The 24,981-nt window shown below is 50.5% G+C and carries 22 protein-coding genes and 1 tRNA gene; 13 read left to right on the top strand and 10 right to left on the bottom strand.

The features are described from left to right. The 3 genes from JMF85_RS26340 to JMF85_RS26330 form a co-directional block, all read left to right on the top strand. Nucleotides 1–463: 5-oxoprolinase subunit C family protein (locus JMF85_RS26340; protein ID WP_483874225.1), on the top strand; the 463-nt coding region annotated here is incomplete at its 5' end. 474 nt (nucleotides 464–937) lie between these two features. Next, on the top strand, nucleotides 938–1,222 hold the full coding sequence (locus JMF85_RS26335; RefSeq protein ID WP_054798707.1) for a CD3324 family protein: 285 nt from the start codon (nucleotides 938–940) through the stop codon (nucleotides 1,220–1,222). A gap of 259 nt (nucleotides 1,223–1,481) precedes the next feature. Then, entirely contained in the window at nucleotides 1,482–2,249 is a 768-nt protein-coding gene (locus JMF85_RS26330) for a LamB/YcsF family protein (protein ID WP_269103785.1), read from the top strand. A gap of 36 nt (nucleotides 2,250–2,285) precedes the next feature. Here JMF85_RS26330 and JMF85_RS26325 read toward each other — a convergent pair whose 3' ends face one another. Both JMF85_RS26325 and JMF85_RS26320 read right to left on the bottom strand, forming a co-directional pair. After that, entirely contained in the window at nucleotides 2,286–3,047 is a 762-nt protein-coding gene (locus JMF85_RS26325; RefSeq protein ID WP_127608392.1) for a sulfite exporter TauE/SafE family protein, read from the bottom strand. A 225-nt stretch (nucleotides 3,048–3,272) separates the two neighbouring features. Then, entirely contained in the window at nucleotides 3,273–3,413 is a 141-nt protein-coding gene (locus JMF85_RS26320; RefSeq protein WP_054797599.1) for a hypothetical protein, read from the bottom strand. Nucleotides 3,414–3,577: 164 nt separating this feature from the next. On the opposite strand from JMF85_RS26320, the gene JMF85_RS26315 reads away from it, so the two are divergent. Beyond that, nucleotides 3,578–3,985 (top strand): gamma-glutamylcyclotransferase family protein, encoded by a 408-nt coding sequence (locus tag JMF85_RS26315; protein WP_054797598.1) that lies wholly within the window; start codon nucleotides 3,578–3,580, stop codon nucleotides 3,983–3,985. A 20-nt stretch (nucleotides 3,986–4,005) separates the two neighbouring features. On the opposite strand, the gene JMF85_RS26310 is transcribed toward JMF85_RS26315, so the two are convergent. Beyond that, the gene (locus JMF85_RS26310; protein WP_127608394.1) at nucleotides 4,006–4,389 is read right to left on the bottom strand and encodes a hypothetical protein; all 384 of its coding nucleotides are present in this window, start codon (nucleotides 4,387–4,389) and stop codon (nucleotides 4,006–4,008) included. Nucleotides 4,390–4,607: 218 nt separating this feature from the next. On the opposite strand from JMF85_RS26310, the gene JMF85_RS26305 reads away from it, so the two are divergent. The 3 genes from JMF85_RS26305 (at nucleotide 4,608) to JMF85_RS26295 (ending at nucleotide 8,463) form a co-directional block, all read left to right on the top strand. Further along, the gene (locus tag JMF85_RS26305) at nucleotides 4,608–4,994 is read left to right on the top strand and encodes a response regulator (protein ID WP_054797597.1); all 387 of its coding nucleotides are present in this window, start codon (nucleotides 4,608–4,610) and stop codon (nucleotides 4,992–4,994) included. Between the two features lie 51 nt (nucleotides 4,995–5,045). Next, nucleotides 5,046–6,770: a GGDEF domain-containing response regulator gene (locus JMF85_RS26300; protein ID WP_201319266.1), complete on the top strand. Its 1,725-nt coding sequence runs from the start codon at nucleotides 5,046–5,048 to the stop codon at nucleotides 6,768–6,770. A 145-nt stretch (nucleotides 6,771–6,915) separates the two neighbouring features. Beyond that, on the top strand, nucleotides 6,916–8,463 hold the full coding sequence (locus JMF85_RS26295) for a methyl-accepting chemotaxis protein (protein WP_054797596.1): 1,548 nt from the start codon (nucleotides 6,916–6,918) through the stop codon (nucleotides 8,461–8,463). Nucleotides 8,464–8,729: 266 nt separating this feature from the next. On the opposite strand, the gene JMF85_RS26290 is transcribed toward JMF85_RS26295, so the two are convergent. The 3 genes from JMF85_RS26290 to JMF85_RS26280 all read right to left on the bottom strand — a co-directional run bounded on the left by JMF85_RS26290 (nucleotide 8,730) and on the right by JMF85_RS26280 (nucleotide 12,329). Continuing rightward, nucleotides 8,730–9,767 carry a ribonucleotide-diphosphate reductase subunit beta gene (locus tag JMF85_RS26290; protein ID WP_054797595.1) on the bottom strand — a complete coding sequence of 346 codons (1,038 nt, stop codon included), beginning with the start codon at nucleotides 9,765–9,767 and terminating at the stop codon, nucleotides 8,730–8,732. Nucleotides 9,768–9,901: 134 nt separating this feature from the next. Then, complete coding sequence (locus tag JMF85_RS26285; RefSeq protein WP_127608398.1) at nucleotides 9,902–12,127, bottom strand: ribonucleoside-diphosphate reductase subunit alpha; 2,226 nt, start codon at nucleotides 12,125–12,127, stop codon at nucleotides 9,902–9,904. 37 nt (nucleotides 12,128–12,164) lie between these two features. Next, nucleotides 12,165–12,329, bottom strand: a complete 165-nt coding sequence (locus JMF85_RS26280; protein WP_155614566.1) for a hypothetical protein — start codon at nucleotides 12,327–12,329, stop codon at nucleotides 12,165–12,167. A 249-nt stretch (nucleotides 12,330–12,578) separates the two neighbouring features. Between JMF85_RS26280 and JMF85_RS26275 the strand changes: the two genes are divergently transcribed. Together JMF85_RS26275 and JMF85_RS26270 are read left to right on the top strand one after the other, a co-directional pair. Beyond that, nucleotides 12,579–14,207 (top strand): copper resistance CopC/CopD family protein, encoded by a 1,629-nt coding sequence (locus JMF85_RS26275; RefSeq protein ID WP_236596006.1) that lies wholly within the window; start codon nucleotides 12,579–12,581, stop codon nucleotides 14,205–14,207. 148 nt (nucleotides 14,208–14,355) lie between these two features. Then, nucleotides 14,356–16,107, top strand: a complete 1,752-nt coding sequence (locus JMF85_RS26270; protein ID WP_201319264.1) for a putative bifunctional diguanylate cyclase/phosphodiesterase — start codon at nucleotides 14,356–14,358, stop codon at nucleotides 16,105–16,107. A gap of 268 nt (nucleotides 16,108–16,375) precedes the next feature. On the opposite strand, the gene JMF85_RS26265 is transcribed toward JMF85_RS26270, so the two are convergent. Next, entirely contained in the window at nucleotides 16,376–17,296 is a 921-nt protein-coding gene (locus JMF85_RS26265) for an aldo/keto reductase (RefSeq protein WP_201319263.1), read from the bottom strand. A gap of 167 nt (nucleotides 17,297–17,463) precedes the next feature. On the opposite strand from JMF85_RS26265, the gene JMF85_RS26260 reads away from it, so the two are divergent. Then, nucleotides 17,464–17,534 (top strand) — tRNA-Gly (locus JMF85_RS26260). Between the two features lie 65 nt (nucleotides 17,535–17,599). Here JMF85_RS26260 and JMF85_RS26255 read toward each other — a convergent pair. Next, nucleotides 17,600–18,136 carry a site-specific integrase gene (locus JMF85_RS26255; RefSeq protein ID WP_155614565.1) on the bottom strand — a complete coding sequence of 179 codons (537 nt, stop codon included), beginning with the start codon at nucleotides 18,134–18,136 and terminating at the stop codon, nucleotides 17,600–17,602. A 669-nt stretch (nucleotides 18,137–18,805) separates the two neighbouring features. On the opposite strand from JMF85_RS26255, the gene JMF85_RS26250 reads away from it, so the two are divergent. After that, nucleotides 18,806–19,579: a stalk domain-containing protein gene (locus tag JMF85_RS26250; RefSeq protein WP_155614564.1), complete on the top strand. Its 774-nt coding sequence runs from the start codon at nucleotides 18,806–18,808 to the stop codon at nucleotides 19,577–19,579. Nucleotides 19,580–19,725: 146 nt separating this feature from the next. Here the strand turns inward: JMF85_RS26250 and JMF85_RS26245 are convergent, their stop codons facing one another. Next, complete coding sequence (locus JMF85_RS26245) at nucleotides 19,726–20,448, bottom strand: hypothetical protein (RefSeq protein ID WP_155614563.1); 723 nt, start codon at nucleotides 20,446–20,448, stop codon at nucleotides 19,726–19,728. Nucleotides 20,449–20,596: 148 nt separating this feature from the next. Further along, nucleotides 20,597–21,568, bottom strand: coding sequence for a zinc ribbon domain-containing protein (locus JMF85_RS26240; protein WP_201319262.1), 972 nt, complete (start codon nucleotides 21,566–21,568; stop codon nucleotides 20,597–20,599). Between the two features lie 559 nt (nucleotides 21,569–22,127). Between JMF85_RS26240 and JMF85_RS26235 the strand changes: the two genes are divergently transcribed. Then, nucleotides 22,128–23,603, top strand: a complete 1,476-nt coding sequence (locus tag JMF85_RS26235) for a protein adenylyltransferase SelO (RefSeq protein ID WP_201319261.1) — start codon at nucleotides 22,128–22,130, stop codon at nucleotides 23,601–23,603. A gap of 198 nt (nucleotides 23,604–23,801) precedes the next feature. Further along, complete coding sequence (gene fosB, locus JMF85_RS26230; RefSeq protein WP_201319260.1) at nucleotides 23,802–24,227, top strand: metallothiol transferase FosB; 426 nt, start codon at nucleotides 23,802–23,804, stop codon at nucleotides 24,225–24,227. Nucleotides 24,228–24,981: the final 754 nt, after the last annotated feature.

The following is a 24,981-nucleotide window of genomic DNA, read 5'->3' as shown; positions in this document are numbered from 1 at the left end:
GCTTGCGCCGGGCGCAAGGCCGCGCTACGCCGAGCATCCGGCGGTCCGCGCGGTGCGCGGTCGCGAGGCCGAACGCTTCGAGGCTGTCAGCCTCGAAGCGTTCTTCGCCGCGCCGTACAAGCTGACCCCGCAGTCGGACCGCATGGGCTGCCGACTGGAAGGTCCGCGGCTCGCGCTGCGCGAGTCGCTGGAGATGCGCTCGGAAGCCGCGGTGCCCGGCACCGTCCAAGTGCCGCCGCACGGCCAGCCGATCGCGCTGCTGGCCGATGCGCAGACGACCGGCGGCTATCCGCGGATTGCGCATATCGCCGCCGTGGACTTGCCGCTGCTGGCGCAGACGCGGCCCGGCGCTACGGTGCGCTTCGTCGAGATCACGCATGCCGAGGCGCAGGCCCTCTATATCCGGCAGGAGCTGGAACTTCGCCGGATCGCCGCCGCCGTAAGGATGCGGGCGAACGGATAAAATCGTTATAACAATTTTATCACCTTGTCGGCGGCAGGACGTTTGTGAGTTAATAAAACTTGTAGCCGACCGGGGACCTTCGGGTCCCTCGAATAGAAGCGGCTCATGCGAATAAGACATGGACATGATGGGAAACAATGGGTATAATAGTCCGTGAGCTTGAAACCATATTTGACTTTGAAGAAGGGAGTGACGTGTGATGCGGGTAATGAACACGTGGACCATGATGGCAAGAGGATTTGTAACAAGTGAATAAGCATTTTCTCCATCACCGTCACCTGAACCCCGTCTTTTACAGGAACTGAACATAAGAGGCATTCGGGCACGCATCGGCAGATCGTGTTTTTTTATTTTAATGCCCCTCAGGCCTACGTATCCGGTGTTCCCAAGGCACATTCCTAGGAGGTGTGAAGATGAAAATGCTTATAACTTTCGGTAAGTCAGCCATAACGGCGCGAAAGGAGGCATTCATCGGTGGGGTACAAGAACGGAAAGGACATTTTACCGCCTAACTTGCTGAAGCAGCTGCAGGATTACATCCAGGGCGAGATCATCTACGTTCCGAAGAAGGAGCAAACCCGCGCAGGCTGGGGCGAGAACAACGGCACGCGGCAGACGATCCAGCGCCGGAACCACGAAATATACCGGCTGTATCAGAACGGTTATTCCGTGTCGGAGCTGATCGGCAAATTTCATTTAAGCGAAGACAGCATTCGCAAAATCATCGTCAAAACGCGCGGACTTGCAGCAAGACAATAGCCGGGGGCGCGGGGATCGGGGTCGGCAGGAAACGGGCTGCGCAGCAGAAAACAGACACGCCGCATAACCGGCCCGGCGCGCCAGGCCGCATGGGAAGGCCGCTGCATAGACGAATAGACGTATAGACGCAGAGGACAGACGAATACGCGAACGAAGCCGGAAGTGGATGCTTTTGGCTTTTTTCTTTCCACACTCACCGGCATACGGGGGTGCACACAAAAGGACCATCCGATCGGATGGTTGCAAAGGAGGGCTTCACTTGGAACAGTTACCTATCCGGATCGACCTTAACGGGGATATGGGCGAGAGCTTCGGTATGTATCGGCTCGGACAGGACGACGAGCTCGTCCGGTATGTCACTTCGGCTAATATCGCTTGCGGCTTCCACGCCGGCGACCCCGGCCACATGGTTCGAACGGTCCGGTTGTGCCTGCAAGCGGGCGTATCGATCGGGGCGCATCCGGGCCTGCCGGATTTGCAAGGCTTCGGGCGCCGCAATATGGCGGTCACCCCGCAGGAGGCGTATGAGCTAATCTTGTACCAGGGCGGTGCCCTGCAAGCGATCGCGCGCGCCGAAGGCGGCCGGATGCGGCATGTCAAGCCTCATGGCGCTTTATATAATATGGCGGCGGTGCAGAGGCCGTTAGCGGATGCGATAGCGGAGGCCGTCCTCCGCCTGGATCCGGAGCTGACGCTATTCGGTCTCGCCGGCAGCGAACTGATTCGGGCCGCCGAGTCCAAAGGCCTGCGGACCGCAGCGGAAGCGTTCGCCGATCGCACCTATCGCGCCGACGGGACCCTTACCCCGCGGAGCGAGCCGGATGCGGTCATTCACGATCTCCGTCAGGCGGTGCGGCAGGTGCTCGATATTCTCAAGCGGGGAGAGGTGCTGACGCCCTTGGGCGAAGCGGTCGCCCTGCGCGCAGACACATTCTGCATACATGGCGACGGGCCGGATGCTTTGGAACTGGCACGTACGCTTCGTCAGCAATTGCTGGAGGAAGGCGTATCGGTGCAGGCTCCCTAGAAGCTCCGGCCCGGTAGGCAATTTATGAATTACGCATTAGATCAATTTAATTCCGCTGATCAGGATGATGGTGGCCATGACAGTCCGCAGCGGTTTGGCCGGCACCTTCGCCGACAAGCTGCTGCCAAGCAGTACGCCGGGGACGGAGCCGATGAGCAGGTTGAACGCAAGCATATAATCGATGTTCCCGAAGCCCGCATGCATGATGCCGGCTGCCGAAACGAGCAGGAACGCGTGTACGATATCGGTGCCGACGAGCTCCGCCGCCTTCAAGCGGTAGAAGAACATCATCGCAAGGGCGAACAGCGAGCCCGAGCCGATGGAAGTCAAGCCGACGATAAAGCCTAACAGTATGCCAATCAGGATGGTCACCGCTTTTTTCTCCTGCAGCGACTTCTCCTGAAGCTTGTTTGATTGGTTTGGTGTGAACCAGACCTTCACGATGCTGAGAATAGCGACGATAATCAGTACGATACCTAATGCATGCTTGATGATCGCGTCCTGATAGCCTTGCAGCGGCGGGAAATATTTCAGCAGCAGCACGGCCACTATGGCGCTGGGGACACTGCCCATGGCCAGATGTTTGACCAGCGTCATGTTCACTGTCTTTTGCCGGACGTGTTGAATGCTGCCGAACAGCTTCGTGATCGAGTTGTAGAACAAATCCGTAGCCACCGCAACGGTCGGTTGAATACCCAAAAATACGAGCAAAGGAGTCAGCAAAGCGGCTCCGCCCACGCCGGTCAAGCCGACGAGAAGGCCAACAAGCGCTCCCATCAAAACAATATTAAGTTCCATGATTATCTCCACCTCAAGCGATCTTGTCGGTCACTCACATTATAATTCCTAGTTAACCTATATGCAATTGTTTTTTTCTCAGGATTGATGCGTCAATTGCAAGAGATGAACGTTTACCGGTTCCGCTGCGCGTATCGCGTATTGATGAATGAAAAAAACGCCGCTTCGCGTCGAAGGGCGTTTTCGTACCAATCGGGACGCGCTGTCGGATACCGGTTCCATCCGTTATTGTATTGGCTGTCCGGACGCTTTGCGAAGCTCGTTGGCCAGACGGTTAAATTCGCGGCGCGCTTCCTCCGACTCGGTACAGTAGTAGGCGGCGGACAAAAATCGGATGATTTTGTTCGCGTCCTCAGGACTGAGCATGAGATTCCCTCCCTTCCCGGCGGGTGCCGAGTTTATGCTCAATATATTCGGCAGCCCTTCGGCAGGTTCCCTGCCCAGGATCGTCCCCTTCTCATGGGAAATCGGTTGAATGAATATGATATAGTAAAGAAGCGATGGCGCAAGGTCTGAAAGGAGTGGGCGTCTTGATCCCGGTGTTTGTCTATGGAACGTTGTTGGTCGGGGAAGCGAACCATCATGTCGTTGCACCTTATGTAGAGTCCGTACGGCCGGGGGTCGTGCGGGGCAAGCTGTACGATGCCGGCGCTTATCCGGCCATGGTGCTTTCCGGGTCGGACGGCTCCCGCATGGTGGAAGGCGAGTGGCTCGTCGTGATGCCGGAAGGACTCCGTCATATGGATGCATTGGAGGAATATGAGGGTCCTGGCGGGACCAATGATTACGAGCGGATCTGGATTCGTGACGGCAATTGCGAAGAACGTGAAGGCTGGGTGTATGTATGGACGCATTCACGGGGGTGTCCGCTTATTGAAAGCGGCTCATGGCGGCGTCATCTCGGCCACAGCCGGCACTTAGCGACCCATAACCCATGATTCCAACGTTCTTGCGGTATTTAAACCCGTAAGGAATAGGGTCTCCAATCGTCTTTTTCCGATTTCTTCATGATTTCGTTGAAACGCATGATGATGGCATTGGCGTCTTCCTCGCCGATTATGCCGGTCAACTGTTCGAAAGACAGGTTGTCCTTGTAGAGCTTGCGGGTGACCATGCTGCCCTTGTACCACGCTTCGGTTAAGGCGAACGTGCCTTCCTTCTTCAACCAAACCTCATGGTAATACTGGTTCTCCTTGTTTTGCTCTTGAAGGCCCAAGTAATAAGCCAACATCGGGATACGCGGATCCGACAGTCGCTGGCTGATTACGGAACCCGAAGAAACAGGCTGCCCGAAGGTTACATATCGGGATACTTTCCGAATTAAATACTCGATGGAACTCATTATGCTCATCCCCTCAAATAGGATGTACTTCCTATTTCGTCCAAAATTTTTATTAAATTTTCTTTATAAACATAATATCATAGTCCTTCGGGCATATGAATCATACTTTTGGCATATATGTGACGGCTATTTCTTTCGTTTTCCCTCCAATAAAAATCCGGTTCATGTTATAATGAACGCAATCGAGATGGACGATTTTTGGGAGCGGATGAGTTGCTATGGCCAACTATAAAATTTTACTCGCGGACGACGAAGCGGCGCTGCGCTTTTTGTTAACGGAAACGTTGGCCGACGAAGGGTACGTCATTACGGAAACGGCCGACGGTAAGGAAGCGGCCGAACGGCTGCAGGAAGCCGTATTCGATTTGGTCATTTTGGACTATATGATGCCAGAGCGAACCGGAGTCGAAGTTTGCGAATGGCTGCGAAGCCATGACAATCCGAACCGTCACGCGCCCGTTATTTTACTGACCGCCAAAGCTTTGGAGAAAGACCGGGAGCGGGCCAAGGCGGCCGGCGCGACCCGATATATCGTAAAGCCGTTCAGTCCGCTGCAGCTGCTGGATACCGTGGAAGAACTGATTCGGGCGGGGGCGAACGAATAAATCCTTTCCTTGCATACATACCTCGTTAAAGAACGGAAGTGAATTCGTGCGGTGGCATCGGGTAATGACAGAATCGGCAGAGAACAACGACTTTTAAAAGAAGGAAAGAAAAAATATATTGCCGAGCTGGGCAAGCAATTGATTCAGCTGCGAGAAGGCTGCGGCTTGACCGAGCCGGAATCGCCGCTTGAGACGGCAAAGCACATTTACCGCATTGTCCATACGCTTAAAGGAAGCGCGCCGATGTTCGAATTTGTCCGCATCGGCAGCGTTGCGCAGCGTCTGGTCGAGCTGTGGGAGTGGACGCAGCGCGAGAAGGCGGAGGCTTCCGGCCCGATGACAGCTCTGCCGTTCGGTCGCTGCGCGGAGCAGTCGCAACCGCTTCTTCGCGAGCTGGAACTCGAGCTCGAAGTTTACAAGCGGGAACTGGAGCTGGACGAGCAGCAGGAGCAGGTGAACAGTTCCTTTCTGCAGCCGAACGGAGAACGTCTTCTGATCCTTGACGACGACGAGGTGCTCCGTTCGTACTTGGTTCGCCGCTTGCGGATGGACGGTTACGAGGTGGATGAAGCGGCGGACGTTGCTACTGCGATGAAGCTGCTTCGGGAGAATTCGTACCATTTGATTACGCTCGATCTGATGATGCATCCGGACAGCGGGTATGAGCTGTTCGAATTTCTGAAGAACGACCCGACATTGAAGTGGCTGCCGCTTATCGTCTTATCCGGCCGGAACGATGTCAACGACAAGGTGCGCTGCTTTTATCTGGGTGCCGACGATTATGTCACGAAGCCTTTTCAATACGAAGAGCTGGGTGCCCGGATCTACAGCCTGCTGAGCCGGACCAAGACGTTCGAGCAGATGGCTTTTCGCGATCCGCTGACAGGCGTGTATAACCGGCGGTTTTTCGATCATCAAATTCAAGTCGAGCTGGAGCGCATTGCCCGTTATCCGGCCCCGATCTCGCTCGCGTTTATCGATATCGACGGGTTCAAATCGATTAACGATACGTACGGTCATCGTGTCGGCGACCAGGTGCTGCAAGGTTTGGCGCATCTGCTGCAAAATAACTTGCGGGCTACGGATATGCTGGCTCGTTTCGGAGGCGAGGAGTTCATCCTTGTGCTGCCGAATACGACCGGACCGGATGCGAAGAAAGCGATTGACGACATTCTCCGGCAGGCGCACCACGGACCGGTTGCCCAGAACGAAGGACAAGCGTTCCACATCACATTCTCGGCCGGTATTGCCGAATGGAGCGCCGGTATGTCCGTCAAGGATTGGATCGGGCTTGCAGACGGGGCGATGTATGAAGCCAAGCAAGGAGGCCGTAACCGTACCATCCTGTACGCGGGTACTCCGCCGGGCGAAGCGGCAGGCGCGCAAGTCGCGAGCCCCGGTTCCCGTAAGACGGTGATGATCGCCGACGACGATAACATCCTGCGTTCGATCCTGATCGCGAAGCTCAAACATTTACCCGTCGATTTTCGCGAAGCGGCGAACGGGGAGGAAGCGTATCAATCGCTGCTGCGAAGGCCGGTGGATCTGTGTATTTTGGACGGCGTCATGCCACAGTTGAACGGTTTCGAAATGCTTGCCCGGATGAAAGAGCAGGGGAACCGTCCTGAAGAGATGAAGGTGCTCGTGCTGTCGGGAAGGAGCCGGGAAGAAGATATTAGCCTGGGGCTGAAGCTGGGTGCCGACGCCTACATGCACAAGCCGTTCTCGATGGTGGAGCTGGAGCTGCGGGTTAAAGAAATGCTGAACTTATCCTAAATGATCGAAAGACCGTGTGCGTTTGTTCTCAGAACGTTCACGGTCTTTGCATTTTCTTCACTTATGCCGCATGATAAAATGCCGATATACAGGATAAAGGGCTTAGTTTCATAGGACCGAAAGAACGAAAAAGGATGTGTCGAATATGTCCAAACCGCTCGATATGCTCACGATTAAAAATCGAATGACTTTGCCAGTTACCTTGGGCACGTATTTGTTAGCGCTGCTTACCCATGTTTTATTCCGTTGGGTAGAGGTGCTTCACACGCACCACGGCGTCGATCTCGCCCATTATGCGCTCGTCCTGAACGGATTGCTGGTCGCCCCCGTTCTGTTCCTGGCGGCCGGCGCGGTTTTATTTGCGATGGGACGTCAGCGCTACGTGCCGGTAGCCAACGCACTCGCGATGACGTTCTCGAGCGTGTCGATGATTTTCGTAGCCGGAGGCATGGTGGAGTTTTTCTTCTCGGTCTTTATGGTCATCGCTTTGATGGCGTTCTATGAAAGCACCGCGCTCATCTGGATGATGACGGCGGTATTCGCCCTGCAGTATGTATCGGCTTACGTATTTTATCCGGCGCTCGTCTTCGGCTCGGAAGGGTATGGGTGGATCCTGCTGGCCGTCGACCTGGTCTTCCTGCTGCTGACGGCGGGCACGACCATCTGGCAAATTTCCAAGAAGAAAGTGACTGTTGACCTGCTGGAGGCCGACAAGGCACAGAAGCTTCAGCTGCTGCTTCGGACACTTGAGCGGCTGAACGCCAGCTCGGGTCAGCTGGTTCAATATGTGGAGCATTTGAACGGCAACGCGGACCGTACATTGGCGGAAAACCGCAGCATCACAGACGCGATGGAGCGGATGGCAGCGGCCACCGAAGAGCAGGCGCACAACAGTAAGGACAGCGCTCGCGCGATGGAGGAAATGGCGATTGGCGTGCAGCGGGTGGCGGAATCGTCCGGTACGGTGACCGAAGCGTCGCTCGGCATGGTACGCGAGGCGGAGAAGGGAAGCAGCACGATCGAGCATGCGGTGCGGCAGTTAGATTCGCTGAGGCACACTTCGCAGGAGGTGTCCGCCGAACTGGAGCGATTGGAGCGGCAATCGATGCAAATCGGCGAAATTGCGACGCTCATTTCGGGGATCGCGTCGCAGACGAATTTGCTGGCGTTGAACGCGGCTATTGAAGCGGCGCGCGCCGGTGAGCACGGCAGCGGCTTTGCCGTCGTCGCACACGAGGTTCGCAAGCTGGCCGAACAATCCGAATTGTCGGCCGGGCAGATCAAGACGTTGATCGAGGAGATTCAAGAAGCGACGACTTCAGCCGTGCGCGTGATGAGCTTGGGTTCGGTGGAGGTGGAGACGAGCCATAGCGCTGTGAACGAGGCCGGGGAAGTCTTTAAGCTGATCGTCGAAGAATCGCGCAAAGTATGCGATCAAATTCAAGAAATCTCTGCAACGGCTGAGCAAATGTCGGCGGGAACGGAGGAAGTGTCGGCCTCGCTGAACGAAGTGGCGCGGCTTTCCGAAGATCATGCTTCGGGCGTCCAGAAGGTGCTCCTCTCGTCGCAGCATCAGTTGAAAGCAATGGAGTCCATCACGACCGCGACGGAGGGATTGAACCGGCTGGCGCATGAATTGGAGGCCGTCTGCAGCGGATTGAAGGATGAGGCGTTCCGAAACGAAAAGCGGTAGTCGTCGCTGACGCAAGCAGGGCACTGCGTCAAGGCCGTCTGGATCAAGCGTCCGCTCGAATCGGGGAATCGAGGTACAGTGGCGCTTGATTTGGCCGATTGGGGTAGAAGTAAGGTTCGTTAACAAAATAAGAAGCCTTCCATGTTCGACAAGGAAGGCTTCTTATTTTTGACATTAGAACGGCCCAGAACACGGCAACTTCTCAACAGTAGCCGAACGCAGGTACTTATCCTTATCAGCGGACAATCCTGATACCCAATTTCCGCTTATAGATCGTCCCAGTTCAGATTCGACGATTTGCTGTAGTTTGTTACCTTTTGCTCGAAGAAGTCGGTCTTCATGCTGTTCATGTTGCTGAAGCTTTCGACCCATTTCATCGGATGTTCGACGACCTCCGGATATAAAATGTCCAGTCCCAGCTTGCGCAGACGTTCGTTGGAAAGGTACTTGATATACTGATCCAAAATTTCGTTGCTCAGGCCGTTGATTTTGTTGTCGGTGATGTATTGGCCCCATTCGATTTCGTGTTGAACGGCGGTCCGCATCATGTTGCGCAGGTCCTCGACCAGCTCGTCGGTAAATATCTCCGGATTTTCTTTGCGTATTTCCCGGAAAATATTCTGGAACAGCGCCAGGTGCGTCAGCTCGTCCCGCTGGATGTACTTGATCTCGGAAACGGTGCCAAGCATCTTGCCTTGGCGTCCAAGGGCGTAGAAGAAGCTGAACCCGCTGTAAAAGTACAAGCCTTCGAGAATGTAGTTGGCCATGATCGTGCGCATCAGGTTGTCCGTAGTCGGATTCTCGATAAACCGCTCATACAGGTCGGTAATGAACCGGTTGCGGCGTGCCAAATGTTTATCCTCGCGCCACTGGTTGTAAATGTCGTCACGCACTTCTGCGGAGCAGACGCTGTCCAGGATGTAGGAGTAGCTTTGGCTGTGTACCGCTTCCTGGAACGTCTGCACGGTCAGGCACAGGTTCACCTCGGGCGCGGTAATGTATTCGTTGATGTTAGGCAAATTGGCCGTTTGCAGCGAATCGAGGAAGATCAGGAAGCTGATAATTTTATCATAGCTTTGCCGTTCCGCGGGAGATAGAAATTTATAATCCTTCGCATCCTGGGCGAGCGGAATTTCCTCCGGAATCCAGAAGTTGTTCATCATCGTCCGGTACATCTTCGTCGCCCAGTCGTATTTAACGTTATTCAGCTCGATCAGGTTCGTCGTATTGCCGCCAATCATGCGGCGTTTGCCCCAGTCCCGGTCGCCGTTCTCGTTAAAGAGCTTTTTCTTCTGCAAATCCATGGCTATCAAACCCTCCCATTGTATTACGCTCTGTCACCTTACTAAGCCTATCTATGCTTAACCATGCAAACAGGGGCAAAGCCCCTGTCTAGCATTTCATATCCTGATGGTTCGTATGCACGATTCCGGCTTGCTTATGCGCTGCAGCTGACGCAATCTTCGACTTCCAAGCTTTTGTTGCGGACGTAATAGACGGTTTTCAGGCCGTTCTCCCAAGCCGCCATGTACAGCTCGAGGAATTCGCGCGCCGACAGCTCGGGCGTGATGTACAGGTTGAACGATTGCGATTGATCGATATGCCGTTGACGTGCGCCTGCAGCCTTGATGCTCCACAACTGGTCGATTCGATGGGCTTCCTTATAGTACCACATCGTTTCCTGCGACAAATTCGGCGCCGTTTGCGGAATGACCGCATTTTTCTTCTCTTCCACGAAAAATTTGTTGAAGATCGGATCAATGCCCGCCGTCGATCCGGCGATGAGCGATGTCGACGCCGTAGGGGCGATCGCGAACATCCAGCCGTTGCGGACGCCGTATTTCGCAACTTCCTCTTTTAACGCCAGCCATTCCGGGCTGTTGTAGCCTCTGGACTCGAAGTAAGCGCCGGATTGCCATTCGCTGCCTTCGAAGGCCGGGTAGGTGCCCTTCTCCTTCGCAATTTCCATCGATGCTTTAATGGCGTAGTAGTTCATCCACTCGTACACTTCGTCGGCTTTCGCCACATGCTCGTCGGACTCCCAGTTGATTTTCAGCTGCGCCAGCATTTGGTGGTAGCCGCTGGAGCCGAGGCCGACGGCACGGTATTTCTTATTCGTAATTTCCGCTTGCGGAATCGGGTAGTAGTTCAAGTCGATGACGTTGTCCATCATGCGCATTTGCGTCGTAACGACGCGCTCGATATCTTCCTTCGTGTACACACGTCCCAAGTTGGTGGAGGACAGGTTGCACACCACGAAATCGCCGGATTTCACTTGCGAAGTGATAATGCCGTCTTCATGCGTCGTCTGGATGATCTCGGTCGGGCTCATGTTTTGGCAAATTTCCGTGCACAGGTTGGAGCAGTAGATCATGCCTTTATGCTTGTTCGGGTTGGCTCGATTCACGGTGTCGCGGAAAAAGATGAACGGCGTTCCGGTTTCGAACGAGCTCGTCAAAATACGCTTCATAATATCGATCGCCGGGATTTCATCCCTGGATATCTTCTCGTCGTTCACGCACTCGAGGTAGCGTTCTTCCCACTGCTCGCCGTACGAATCCTCGAGCGAGTAGCCTTTGTTTTTGCGCACTTCGTGCGGATCGAACAAATACCAGGAGCCGCGCTCCTGTACCGTCTTCATGAACAAGTCGGGGATACAAACGCCCGGGAAAATATCGTGCGCCTTCATCCGATCGTCGCCGTTGTTCGTCTTCAGGTTCAAGAAGTCGAGAATGTCTTTATGCCATACGTCGAGGTATACCGCAACGGCTCCGGAGCGGACGCCGAGTTGGTCGACGGCGACGGCGGTGTTGTTGTAGTTTTTAATCCACGGCACGACGCCGCCGGCGACACCCTTGTATCCGCGGATGTTGGAGCCGCGGCTGCGCACCTTCCCGACGTATATCCCCATGCCGCCGCCATGCTTCGACACTTGCGCGAAGCTTTGGTCGACATTGTATATGCCCCATAGGTTGTCCGGCACGGTGTCGATGAAGCAGCTGGACAATTGATGCAGCGGCTTGCGCGCGTTCGCAAGCGTCGGCGTCGCCACGGTCATCTCAAGGCTGCTGAGCACGTCGTAGAACTGCTTCGCCCAGCGCAGCTTGTCCGATTCCTTCATGGCCAGATGCATCGCTACTCCCATGAACAGCTCTTGCGGCAGCTCAAGCACTTCCTTGTCCAAGCCGCGGATCAGGTAGCGGTCGGACAACGTTTTGAGTCCGATATAGTTGAGCAGGTAATCTCGCTCCGGCTTGATGTAAGCGCCGAGCTCGTTGATTTCGTCGCGCGTGTAGTGCTCGAGGATATAAGTACCGTACAGGCCCAAATCGGTCAAGTATGTAACCAAGGAATACAGGTCGCCGTAACCGAAGTGACCGTATTTGCGGTTCAAGCGAGCTTCTTTATACAGGTCGTAGGCGAGCAGCTTGGCGGCCACGTACTGCCAGTTCGGCTGTTCCACGCTAGTTTTCTCAACAGCCACTTGAATGAGCAGTCGTTGAATTTCTTTCGTCGTAATGCCGTTTCGGAATAAAGGAAGGAGCGCCGTCTCAAGCTCGAGCGGATCGCACTCCGGGTAAGTTTCGCAAGCGAAATCAATGACCTTTTTCATCTTGGCGAACACGAGTTCTTCTTTCGTGCCGTCGCGTTTTACGATAATCATAAATCCAGCTCCTCTAAACGTAAAATGGTAGGGCGGGTCAAACGGCAAGGCGAATAAAAAGCACGCCGCAGCCGATTTGCTCGGCGGCAGCATGCCAGTGCATCATCTCGATGTTGTCGATCTCTTGTTGAATTACGTCGAATTTCGCGGAATTCCGTGTGTGAAGATTTCCGGAGAAAATTTCGATTTTGTTAAATTCCACACAATATATCGTGGTGTTTGGTTATTCGCCCCACAATATATAGTTGTTCCGTTTGGGCGATAAGATGAATTTACATGATTGCACGTCGTTCTGTCAATCTCTTATTTCGCTGGAATTTGTCTATTCATAGAACTGCTTTGGAAGTTAACGCGGATTTGGTTTAGCTTACACGTTTATGCTACATTTAAGGTTGGGAACACAAGCGCCAGGTTATCGGGCGTGCGTTGCCCGGGCAGAGGAGGAATGATGTTGAAGCGATTATTTTACTATATAGGCCTTGTAGCGATCTTATTGCTCAGCTTTATGCCGGCGCAGCCGGTCAGCGCGCATGCAGGTCTCGTCCAGGCGGTACCGGATGCGAACAGCGAGCTGCGGGAGTCCCCGGCTGCCGTCGCACTAACCTTTAATGAACGGCTGGAGGAAGGACTCTATTATTTACGCGTCTATGATTCTAACAAGCGGAGGGTGACGGAACAGCCCGCCGTTTTGAACGAAGCGCACACCGTATTGACGCTGCAGCTGCCGCCGCTGGAGAAGGGGACCTATTTAACGACGTACCACGTGATCTCCGCAGACGGGCACCCGGTTGAGGGCAGCTATTTGTTCGCCGTCGGACAAACCCTGGATACGCCGTCCGGCACGCAGCCCGATGCTTCGATGGAACACATGCACCGCCGTGACGGTCTGCTGGACGCTTTCGGCACGAAAGACGTGCTGCAGTACGCGGCCCGTATTGCCTTTTATATGACGATGCTGGCGCTGACCGGCTGGCTGATGTGGATGCGCTGGTTCGGGGTCGACCGTCCGGATGACCTTCGTCTTTCCTTAAAAAGAATCGCAGTCGGCTTGCAGCAAACGTACACGATCGTTTACATCTTATTTATGGGCGCGCATTTGGGCGATTTGATCGGGGACGGCGGAACGGACAGTCTCGTTCGGCTGTTTACGCAAACGACGATTGGCTACGCTTGGCTCGGCGGCCTGCTGCTGGCCCTGCTTTCATTCGTATGCCTGTACCACCGGGCATGGCTCGATTATGCGTGGGTGGCGCTCGTTTGGTTTGCCAAAAGCTTGCTCGGCCATGCCGCCGCGTTCGAGCCTCGAGGACAGACGCTGCTCCTCGATTGGCTTCACTTGGGAGCCGCTTCCGTATGGGTCGGCGGTTTGGTCATGCTTCTTTACTTCGCTAGTGCGAAGAAAGAAGCGTTTCGGGTATTTCTGCCGATGTTTTCTTCCGCGGCGCTCTGGAGCGTTTTGCTGCTCGTCGTATCGGGCGCGATGTCCGTATTCATTTTCTTGCCGGACATCAGCTACGTCCTGGAGACGAGCTGGGGGTTATGGCTGCTCGCCAAAACCGCCCTCGTCCTGCTTGTTGTCTTGACAGCGGCCGTTATTCGCCGCCTATTCAAGCGCAAACGCGAGCGCACGCTGGGGGTTCTCGTGCGAATTGACGCTGGTCTTATGGCTTGCATTGTTGTCATCGTCGGCATCTTCACGTATATGACTCCGCTGCCGCCCAATGAGCCGCTGCGCTGGCATGTGATGGGCGAGAAGCAGCATATGACGGCGCAAATTAGCCCGAATGCGCCGGGCGTGAACGATTTTACGGTGAAGGTATGGCTGCCGGAGAAGCTGGGGGAGCCGAAGCAGGTGCTGATGAAGCTGCATGCCAAGGAAATGCCGGACGTTGCCCCGTTTCAGGTGCCGCTGGAACCGGTGGAGGATAATAGTGTCGAAGAATCTTTCGGGATGAAACGATACACCTATAAGGCACGGGGGGCGTATCTCCCGTATGCGGGGACATGGCAGCTGGAAGTGCGTGTCATGGATTCCAACGATGATGAAACGGTATATCACAATGAAATCCGGATCTATTGAACCAAACGGATTTCGACATAATTCTGCCTTCTGCCCTCGGTTTTCCAGCCTTTAGATAGGACTTATAGACCAAAAATATCTTGTCCTTTCGAACTAGGAACATTACAATAGGTTATATACCTTTAAGAAGAGGAAGCAGAGGCTTGTCATGGTACAAATGCACAATACTTCGGATACGAATCCGAGGCGGGAGACGAAGTGGCACGAACATTTCATCTTTCTGCGATTGTGGTTCATTCTAGTCGGAACTGAAATCGTTCTGCTTTCCTTGAAGGAAGTTATCGGCTGGACGAACGATTCATTGGATTACATCCGGTTAGCTGCAATTTCGCTTGTCGCCGCTCCGGTTCTTTACACAACCATGAAGCGTATTCGTTCCAGCCGTCTTTTGAATATGGTGCTGGTCATCGTCGGTTGTATGATGGCGTTGGACCTCTTAGAAATGATGTTACGTTTGTTTGTCATGAGAGAGAGAAAGTGGTCCGGGGATCTGTTCGATATGGTGTTTCTCTTGCTTGTGACAGGACCTTTGTTATACGCGGTCGCCGGCGAAATTCGCCAACGTGAAAAAACGGTCCGTCAGCTTACCTATTTGGCCTATCACGATCAACTGACCGGGCTACCTAACCGTCAAATGTTTCTACAGTCGCTGTCGCTAGCCATCGAGGCTGCCCGAACGTCCAACCGGCATCTGTCGGTCATGCTGATCGATTTGGACCGCTTCAAGCATGTGAATGAGACGTTCGGTCATGCTTTCGGCGATTTGCTGCTGATTGAAGCTGCGGAACGCTTGAAAGTCGGCCTGCGAGCGGGAGATGTCGTTTCCCGGCAAGGCGGCGATGAGTTCACCGTGCTTGTTGAAGATACTGTGCTAGCCGGCGATGCGGAGAAGGTCGCGCAAAAAATCATCGGCCTGCTGAACCAACCGTTCTCGATGGAAGGACATGTGCTTCGCGTCGGCTGCAGCATCGGGATCGCCATGTACCCGCAGGACGGCGAAGATGCGATCACGCTGATGAAGAATGCCGATGCCGCGCTGTATCGCGCGAAGGACGGCGGCAAGAACGGCTATCAGTTCTATCAAGAGGAAATGAACGACACCGTCATCCAGAAGCTGGTGATGGAGGAGTGGCTTAACCAGGCGCTGGAAAAGGAAGAGTTTGTGCTGTACTACCAGCCGCAGGTCGATATTTTCAGCAGCCGAATTAACGGAATGGAAGCGCTGCTACGCTGGAATCATCCGCGTCTGGGCTTCATTTCTCCCAGTGAGTTCATTCCGCTTGCGGAAGAAACCGGCCTAATCCTTCCCATCGGGGAGTGGGTATTGCGCACGGCCTGCAAGCAAAACAAAGCCTGGCAGCTTGCCGGCTTTACTCCATTGAAGATGGCGGTCAATATCTCGCCGCTCCAATTCCATCAGCAGAACTTCGTCGATATCGTGCTAAGGGCGCTCCAAGACAGCGGGTTGGAACCGCATTATTTGGAGCTTGAAGTTACTGAAAGCATTGCGATGTATCACGTCGATCGGGTTATCGAAAAGCTGCAAACGCTGCGGGAATTAGGCGTACATATATCCATGGACGACTTCGGCACGGGCTATTCGTCGCTGAGCTACTTAAAGAAATTCCCGATCAACAAGCTGAAGATCGCGCAGCAGTTTGTCCGCGACATTACGGACGACCCCGACGATGCCGCCATCGTGCAAGCGATTATGGCGATGGCTCACAGCTTGAAGCTGAACGTCATTGCCGAAGGCGTGGAGACGGAGGAGCAGCTTTCGTTCCTTCTGGATGTCAAGTGCCGCGAGATCCAGGGTTTTATCTACTCAAGGCCGATTCCGGCAATGGAGTTTACGAATTTACTGCAGCGGGTATCGAGCAGTGGTGGAGCTGCTGTATGAAGGAGAGAGGATGCGGCATTGCTTTTGCTGAGCTCAAGCCTCTTGTTTATTAACCACAGTCCCAGGAAGCAAAGAAATAAGACCGCTCACATTTATTAAGATGTGAAGCGGTTTTTTGGCATGGATGTACTTACCTAAAAAAGTGAGTCTGCCTGAGGACGTCCAACTTGTCGTCTCCGGTTCATGAAAGGCACGTATTCCTTCCGTGTGAAACAAAAACTCCCGTCTCCACAAACGGTGGCCGAACGGGAGTATGTGTCGGAAGGAGCTATTTCTTCCAATTTTGCGGATGCCCTTCGCCGACATAGTCGGCCGCAGCGGCATTAGCTCTCACTTGCTCGGGGCTTTTGCAGCCTGGGATGACGGCGGTGACGGCCGGATGCTTCAAGCACCAAGCGAGCGCCCACGTCGACATGTCCAGGCCGGCCGGTACTTCGTTACGGCGGATTTGTTCGACTTCCTCGAGCTTGAGGCGCGTTTGCTCCGCCTCATGACGAGAGCGCACGTCATTGGCGGCGAATACAGCGCCGGGCTTGTACTTGCCGCTCAAGTAACCGCTGGCTAGCGGCACGCGCGCCAGTACGCCCAGCTGCTGCGATTCGCATGAAGGGAAGACGCGCTCCTCTGGCTTGCGGTCGAGCCGGTTGTACACGACTTGAATCACTTCCGAGCCTACCCGGGAAGACGCTTCGACCTGATGTAAATTATCGTTGCTGGCGATCGACGTCCCTAGGTGGCGGATTTTCCCGGCCTGCACCTGCTTGTTCAGCATCGTCCAGAGCGCTTCGTTGTCGAACACCTCGTTCGTTCCGGAATGGAACTGGTAGATGTCGATGTAATCGGTCTGCAGCGCCTTCAACGACGCATCGAGCTGCGCCAGCACTTCGTCCGCCGACCATACCTGCGAACGGGTGAAATTCTCATGGAAGTGATGGCCGAACTTCGTCGCGATCACCCAATCCTCGCGCCGGCTGCGAGCGATGTACTGGCCGATCAGCTTCTCCGATGTATGATCGCCGTAGCATTCGGCCGTATCGATCAGGTTGATGCCGCATTCGCGCGCTTCATCGAGAATGGCGTCCGCCTCGCTTTGCGTGTAGGGCTTACCCCATTCACCGCCGAGCTGCCAAGTGCCGACGCCGATGACGGACACCTTCAGGTTTGTTTTGCCTAGTACCCGGTACTTCATAAATCGATTCCTCCTTGGAATGGATTGGAAAATGATATATGTAAATCATATCGGTTTCCGGACGGGAGTTCAAATGTTAGCGTTTTCGCAGAGTTCCCTCTGCTTCAGCAGTTCCATCTAGACAAATGGCCCCACAGCGCGTATAATGTGAACTAGCTGTTTCACCCGCGGGTGTAGTTCAATGGCAGAACTCCAGCTTCCCAAGCTGGTGGCGTGGGTTCGATTCCCATCACCCGCTTACCGAGAAAACCCTTGTAGATCAAGGGTTTTTTCTTTTTTTCAATACTAGTTTTTTTCAGCTAGTTACCTTTTGTTGACGGATTGTTGACGAAAGTTTTTTGAGGGGTCAAATTTATCTAATTTTGCAGCAGTTTCTTTACTGATTTTTTTTGTAACGTGGGCGTATAAATCGGCAGTAGTGGAATATTTTGCATGGCCTAGGCGTTCTTGAACAATTTTTAAATCGGTGTTGGCTTCTATAAGTAAAGTTGCTGCGGTGTGCCGTAAGTCGTGTAAGCGGAGTTTAGGGAGCCCGTGACGTGCCACAAATTTACGCCATGTGTGTGAAGGAGTGTTGTGATAAAACGGTAATCCTTCTCCACCATGAAATACATACTGTCGCTCACCGCCTTGCCACAAGTCACCAATCTTCATTCTTTCCTCTAACCAAGTAAAACGAAAGCGGCAAAGGTCTTCAATGAACCATCCTGGCATATCTACAATACGCTCTGAATCAGCTGTTTTAGGTGCTTTCTCAAAAGCTTGCCCGTCTTGAGTGAGCGAAATTGATTTTCTAATACATATTGTACTATTTTCAAAATCAAACATCGGCCCACTCAAGGGCAACTAGTTCCCCACGACGAAATCCCCCGAGCATAGCTCCAAGGAAAAACAATTTCCACTTTGTTGGTTCGTCTAATAAAGCCGTGATTACTCTCTGTGCTTCAACCACGTCATAAAAGGAGGTTTCTTTTTATCAACTTTTGGTGGCGTAGCCCCCTCAACAGGGTTCTTTGGGATCACCTGCCATTTAACGGCTTGATTAAACACGCTCTTTAAAACTTTATAAATATATAACTTGGTGCTCCCTGATAATTCTGTCTTGTCCAAATCATCAAAAAAAGTAACGACGTGTAAAGTCCTGATTTCGTGCAATAGACGATGACCAAAAATTGGGAATAAGGATCGCTCTAAATGGTCGAGATAATTTCGTGCTGTTAATGGCGACATAGATTTTGACATATATTTTGGAACAATGAGATTCAGCTTTATCCTTACAGTACAAGGGGTTAAAACGACAAAAATGAACTGAAATTAACTTAATGAGTATTACGGGCGATTCTACCCCACCTTTATATATTTAGCCATACCTAGTGATTTTTAAAAGGTAAAGTTTCTGTTTGTTAAAGAAATCTTAATATTGACCGAAACAATTACTAGGTAGGTTTTTCCTTAATTCTGTCGAAATGGTAATCTTGAATATTCATAACTATATAGGGGTGGAGTCGGATGAAGAAAAAGTTATTACTGACAACTGGCCTATCGGCTTTGGTAGCCACATCAGTTTATGTAGGTGCTTTCGCTGCCTCAAATCTACAAGAAATACAAGCGTATTTAAACATGGGTATAAAATTTAAATTAAACGGTAAGGCATGGCAGGCGCAGGATGAAGCGGGGAATGTAATTAATCCGATTACTTACAATGGCACGACATATTTGCCTGCTCGTGCAGTAGGGGAAGCCTTTGGCGTAAAGGTGGGCTGGGACGCTGAAAACAATACTGTATTACTTGGGGAAAATGGGACAACAGAAACAATCGTGAAAGGAAGTTCCCGAAGTAATCCTGCTGTTAAGGGGGATTTGCTTACGTTCAAAGTTAAAAATTTTGCTGATGACTACGAGGGAACCTTAAAAGTTCACGAAGTAATTCGCGGCGAACAAGCAGGGAAAATGTTAAAGGAAGCTAACCAGTTTAACGAGGAAGCGAAAGAAAGCTCTGAGTATATTCTTGCAAAAATAGAAGTGAAAATAACGAAGAACGCAAAAGATGGTGCTCAAGTAAGCATAAACAATGCATTATTTGATGCAGTTTCTGGTGAGGGCCGAGACTATGAGCACGTCTTTGCTGTTACCCCTAGTCCAGAGATTTCAACAAAGCTTTATACTAACGCATCGCATACAGGATGGGCTGTATTTCAAGTGGATAAAGCCGATAAAAACCCGGTACTAACCTTTGCACGGAATTATGATGGTACTGGTGGGGTATGGGTTAAATTACAGTAATTTAGTGTCAAGTTGATACTAACATTGAAATATCAAAAAACCAAAAAGACTACCATCCAAAGGTAGTCTTTTTGGTCTTAAGGGATATATGCGGGAGCGCAGGTAAAAGCCACAGCTTTTCTGAATTTACAATAGCATCCTCTATTCTAGAGATACCCAAGCGTTGGAAGTCTCAATTCTTTGATAAGTAAATAATGTGGAAACATAATTCGCTTGAAACATCCTAAAAGTATAGCGTGTTTAATAAATAGATAATTCAGTTCTCCTGATGTGTAATCAACTCTATACCTTTCGGTATGCCTTGGTTCTGCATGCTGTAAAATTCCATTGTAAAGGTAGTCAAAGTCGCTTTTATCAATAATGTATCTAATAGACTTACATGATTCATCTAGGTATTTAATATATGTTTCTGTGATCTCATTATCTTGTACATCAAAAACACGGACCACAAGCCCTTTACTTGGGTCCCTATTCATTAATTTTTTCCTACAAAAAGCATGGATTGTATTATAATAAATAGGATCTTTTTTGTTGGAGATTACAGAGCGATGATCATTTATTACATGCCTTATATGATCTAGATTGGCAAGCTGGTATTCACCGTTATTTTTTGTAACCTCTATTTTTTCTAGCTGAGGCAACTGAGAAAATTTCATAGAGAAACAAAGTAACTGCGTGTGTTCATGACTATCCAAAATATCATAGTCGGCATTTTGCTCAAACCTAAATATAATATGGTCGGTTCCTAAATTTGTTATCTGTATTTGCTGAATTGAATTAATTATACCTCTAATTTGCTTCTCTATATCGTGAAGTTTATTTTCAATTCTTTTGGGGATCTCTTGGCAGTCAATAAGATTGATTCTCATTTGTCTTCTCCATAAATAGTACTTTTAGAATGATTCAATATAAGGTTCAAGCTTCTTTTTAGTTCAAGCTTCTTTTTTTTGAAAATTTATTAAGCATTTTTCGTAATAATCGGAATCCCTTAAAACAGAAGTCTCAACATCCCATTCTTCATTTCTTATTGTCAGCAATTTTGATATAACTGGCATCTAATTCCGGGAGTGATGTTTCACTGCCTAGAACGGTTTTATACGTCTTTAGGCCTTTAGCAACGCCCCAGATGGTTATTACGTCTTTCTCCAGTATACGATCCTCTCCGTTTTGTCTCCGGTAATTAACAAAAATAGTATCTTCCCAAATACCATAGTCTCCCTTAGTTACATTAACCCTTAAAGCAACGTTGTTTCCTTGCTCTAGAACTTGAATAACTTGGCCATCAAAAGTAAGGCGTTCACCTTTAAATTTATCGGGGTTCCGAGCAAGATCAACATAAGGCATTTTCTTAGCAGACTCTTTAAATTGATCCTCTGTTTCTTTTTTTTCAGTGGTAGCGATAGCAGCATCCTCACTTATCTTTGCACCAGTTGAAATTGCCGATATATTTTTGGAACCCGTGCTTGGTTGACTTACCTTCCCAATGATAGTGAAAAGAACGATCAATGCAATACCATAGGTTGCCAATACTTTTTTTCGCGAAGCTATTTTCCCTGGAATTATTGAGGGATTGATTATTCCAAATATTAATTGAATTATACACAGGAGAATTAGGGTAGCAGAGATCGCAAAAGGCCTGTTGTTTGGATCAATTATAAGGGTTAATAATCCAAATAAAACAATTAATCCGGATAAGGCATATACTATAATCTTAAAGACTTTGGACACTAATGCTACTCGGGCAACTTTTATTTCCTTGGTTTCGTAATCTGTAGAGAACAGAGGTTTCAGACACTTTTTACATGCGTTCCTGTTTGGCTCATTAGCAGTATCACAAAATGCGCAGACATATAATTTATCCCATGTAGTTCCCTTCTTTACTTTCTGAGCGGGGAACCTATCGCTTAGCAGCCAAGTTCCACATTGAGTACAGTATTTTTGATGTTCATCGTTCTTTGATTTACAGATCGGGCATATGTAAAACTCCAATATACTTCCCTCCAGCTAATGATTATAAATACATATACAACAAGATATAGGAATTTCCTCCCAGATTAACTCAATTTAAAAAATCTTATCTTAGCGCCGGGTTGACAACGTGCTGGATGCCGTCGTCGCATTCTAGGCAAGATGTAGGATTCGACCATTTTTAGGTTTGACTGTGAGGGCCTCTTTGTTATGAATTAGTTTACCCTATCAATAGATGCGGCTAGATTGTATGTTGTTTCCGTACGTCTCATGTGGAGTGTGTTGATTGAAAGCCAATAGCCCTTGTATTAAGCGGTATACAGGGTTTGAGCCTGTATAATTTCGCGTAATTGGTATTGCGCGTAGGAATAGAGGGGGAATGATTTCACTACTAAATAATATTTATAAGGCGCCATCTTTGTGTAGAAAGGGTATAATAAATTGGAAGAAGTATACACTAACAGGGCCTGTCTTGTGTTAATCTGGAAACAGAAAACTAAAAAATGCAATAGAATGCCTATGATTTTTGTCCATGTAAAAAACTAGGATACAAAAAGACTGAAGAAGAACAGGAGATACGATGACAAAGGGAAAAGAAATAATAGAGACAGGATGGAACTTCGACAACAGTTATGCCCGTCTGCCGGAATCATTTTTTACCGTCACCAACCCAACCCCAGTACGCTCACCGAAGTTGATCATTCTCAATAATCCGTTGGCAACATCCCTGGGGTTGAACGTCCAGGCGCTGCAAAGCGAAGATGGCGTAGCGGTGCTTGCCGGCAACCGGATTCCCGAAGGTGCTTTGCCTCTTGCTCAAGCTTACGCGGGGCATCAATTCGGGCATTTTACCATGTTAGGGGACGGCCGGGCTCTGCTGCTTGGCGAGCAGATCACTCCCTTCGGTGAGCGGGTTGACATTCAGCTTAAGGGTTCAGGTAGAACGCCATACTCCCGTAGGGGTGATGGTCGAGCGGCACTTGGACCGATGCTGCGCGAATACATCATCAGCGAAGCCATGCATGCGCTTGGTATTGCGACTACCCGCAGCCTAGCGGTGGTGACAACGGGTGAGTCGGTAATCCGTGAAACCGACCTGTCTGGCGCAATTTTGACTCGCGTGGCTGCCAGTCATCTGCGCGTCGGCACCTTTCAATACGTTTCAAAATGGGGCACTGCCGAGGATCTCCGGGTCCTGGCTGATTATACATTGCAACGACATTTTCCAGACGTTGAAGCTGCCCAGAATCGCTATCTTTTCCTACTTCAGGAAGTGATTAAGCGTCAGGCCGTGCTGATTGCCAAATGGCAGCTGGTTGGCTTTATTCACGGGGTGATGAACACCGACAACATGGCCATTAGTGGAGAAGCCATTGATTATGGTCCTTGCGCCTTCATGGATGCCTATGACCCGGCAACGGTATTCAGTTCCATTGACACTCAAGGCCGCTATGCCTATGGCAATCAGCCGCATATTGCCGCGTGGAATCTCGCGCGATTTGCTGAAGCGCTATTGCCGCTGCTGCATGAAAATCAGGAGCAGGCTGTCGAACTGGCCCAGGATGCGATTTCAAATTTTACGGAGTGGTATCACTTGAATTGGCTCGCGGGAATGAGAGCAAAACTGGGGATATTTAACGAAGAGATAGAGGATGAATCCCTTATTGAAGACCTGCTCAGTATGATGCAAAAGTATCGTGCGGACTATACCAATACCTTCCGCTCATTAACTTTTGATACGGCGGAGGATACGGTTCTGTTTACGACCCCGGAATTTGCTCAGTGGCACGAGCTGTGGCAGGCGAGATTAGGCAGGCAGCAGGAAACGAAAGCCTCCTCGCATCAGTTGATGCGGAACAGCAATCCTGCGCTAATCCCTCGGAACCACCGGGTAGAAGCCGCACTAGAAGCCGCAGTGAAACAAGGAGACTACAGCGTGATGGAGCGGCTTCTTGATGTTCTTTCAAGCCCTTACGCGCATTCCCCCGAACAGGCTGATTACTCGACACTGCCTGCGCAATCAAACCGTCCTTACCGAACCTTTTGCGGCACATGATAATAGAAGCGTTAGGGATGGTTCTTTCTGCTATGGATCACTGCACGAACTCACACAGTATCGTAATGAATGACCAAAAAAGGCAGTCCAAAGCTGTCTTTTTTGCATTTTAAAAAGGCCAGCAGGCTTTTTGAATGGATGCATCGTATGATGTCATGTATAAAAGCATGATTATATGAAGGGGAGGGGTTTAACAAAATGGAAATCAAAGGATTAAACCATATCACTATCTCCGTATCTAACCTTGAGAAATCAATCTTATTTTATGAGCAAGCGCTTAAAGCGAAACTTATGGTTAAAGCAGAAAAGATGGCTTATTTTGATTTACATGGTATTTGGCTTGCTTTAAATGTACAAATGGATATTCCAAGAAATGATATTTATTCATCGTATACCCACATGGCTTTTACAGTAGATGAACATGATTTTGAACATATTGAACAGCAACTTAAGAATCAAGGTGTAAGTATCCTGGATGGGCGTAATCGTGATGAAGCAAGAGAAGGAAAATCAATTTATTTTACGGACCCTGATGGACATAAATTTGAATTTCACACTGGAAATCTGCAAAAGCGAATCCAATATTATAAGGATGAAAAGACAAACATGACATTCTATATATAATCATGTGTGAACAAAAGAGTAAGTTTCATTTACAAGCAGATGCCGCGGCAGTTTGCTTGTTTTATTGAAGTAACGTGGTACTTCAGTGCTCCAATGTTTGCGACCCTTGTTGAAAGTAATTTTAATATGTCCACTTATTCCCTGATTATTCGTAATATTTCCATCCGCCGATTGGGGCAATCTACTGGTGGAGGTGTGAACAAACAAAATGAGAAAGATCTTGGTACTGGTCCTATTGGGCACATTGGTTTTTGGAAATTCGCCGGCGGAAGTTTACAGTTTGTCGTATGAAATGCAAGAGGAAGTCAAACCGTCGGGTACTGTTGAGCCTTTTAAACGGGGCGGATATCGTTCGCCTCGGGGAAGCTATAATCCCGGGATCGGGAGCCCCGGCCGTACAACTCCTGCTAGACCGGATAATGCGGTACGTAATCCAGCGCCTCCGAGAACGACGCCATCTCCGCGAACCGGTTTTGGTGGATTTTTTGGCGGACTATTCGGTGGATTAGCTTTGGGGACGATTCTAGGATCACTGTTCAATCCATTTGCCGGTTTTTCGCTCGGGTTTCCTTTGCTTTCACTGCTAAGCCTCGCTTTATGGATCGTTGTTATTTTTACCGTCGTTCGACTAATTCGCAAGTCACGGCGCAATGGATATTAATTTTACAACCGCTCACCGTCAAGGAACCCGAAAGGGCCCTTGCGAATTATTAGGTCAGTCAGAAACTTCTGATTGGCCTATTTCCTTTGGTGC

The sequence above is a fragment of the Paenibacillus sp. EPM92 genome, assembly GCF_016586185.1.
GTDB lineage: Bacteria > Bacillota > Bacilli > Paenibacillales > NBRC-103111 > Paenibacillus_G > Paenibacillus_G validus.
The sequence above is the reverse complement of the archived record's forward strand: the minus strand, read 5'-3'. Positions and strand labels throughout refer to the sequence as shown.

Excerpts from the sequence above, each read along its gene's own strand:
- JMF85_RS26265 (WP_201319263.1), bottom strand. The coding sequence starts at position 17,296 with ATGAAGTACCGGGTACTAGGCAAAACAAACCTGAAGGTGTCCGTCATC.
- JMF85_RS26245 (WP_155614563.1), bottom strand. The coding sequence starts at position 20,448 with ATGAGAATCAATCTTATTGACTGCCAAGAGATCCCCAAAAGAATTGAA.
- JMF85_RS26310 (WP_127608394.1), bottom strand. The coding sequence starts at position 4,389 with ATGAGTTCCATCGAGTATTTAATTCGGAAAGTATCCCGATATGTAACC.
- JMF85_RS26290 (WP_054797595.1), bottom strand. The coding sequence starts at position 9,767 with ATGGATTTGCAGAAGAAAAAGCTCTTTAACGAGAACGGCGACCGGGAC.
- JMF85_RS26270 (WP_201319264.1), top strand. The coding sequence starts at position 14,356 with ATGGTACAAATGCACAATACTTCGGATACGAATCCGAGGCGGGAGACG.
- JMF85_RS26295 (WP_054797596.1), top strand. The coding sequence starts at position 6,916 with ATGTCCAAACCGCTCGATATGCTCACGATTAAAAATCGAATGACTTTG.
- fosB (WP_201319260.1), top strand. The coding sequence starts at position 23,802 with ATGGAAATCAAAGGATTAAACCATATCACTATCTCCGTATCTAACCTT.
- JMF85_RS26325 (WP_127608392.1), bottom strand. The coding sequence starts at position 3,047 with ATGGAACTTAATATTGTTTTGATGGGAGCGCTTGTTGGCCTTCTCGTC.
- JMF85_RS26235 (WP_201319261.1), top strand. The coding sequence starts at position 22,128 with ATGACAAAGGGAAAAGAAATAATAGAGACAGGATGGAACTTCGACAAC.
- JMF85_RS26250 (WP_155614564.1), top strand. The coding sequence starts at position 18,806 with ATGAAGAAAAAGTTATTACTGACAACTGGCCTATCGGCTTTGGTAGCC.
- JMF85_RS26305 (WP_054797597.1), top strand. The coding sequence starts at position 4,608 with ATGGCCAACTATAAAATTTTACTCGCGGACGACGAAGCGGCGCTGCGC.
- JMF85_RS26285 (WP_127608398.1), bottom strand. The coding sequence starts at position 12,127 with ATGATTATCGTAAAACGCGACGGCACGAAAGAAGAACTCGTGTTCGCC.
- JMF85_RS26320 (WP_054797599.1), bottom strand. The coding sequence starts at position 3,413 with ATGCTCAGTCCTGAGGACGCGAACAAAATCATCCGATTTTTGTCCGCC.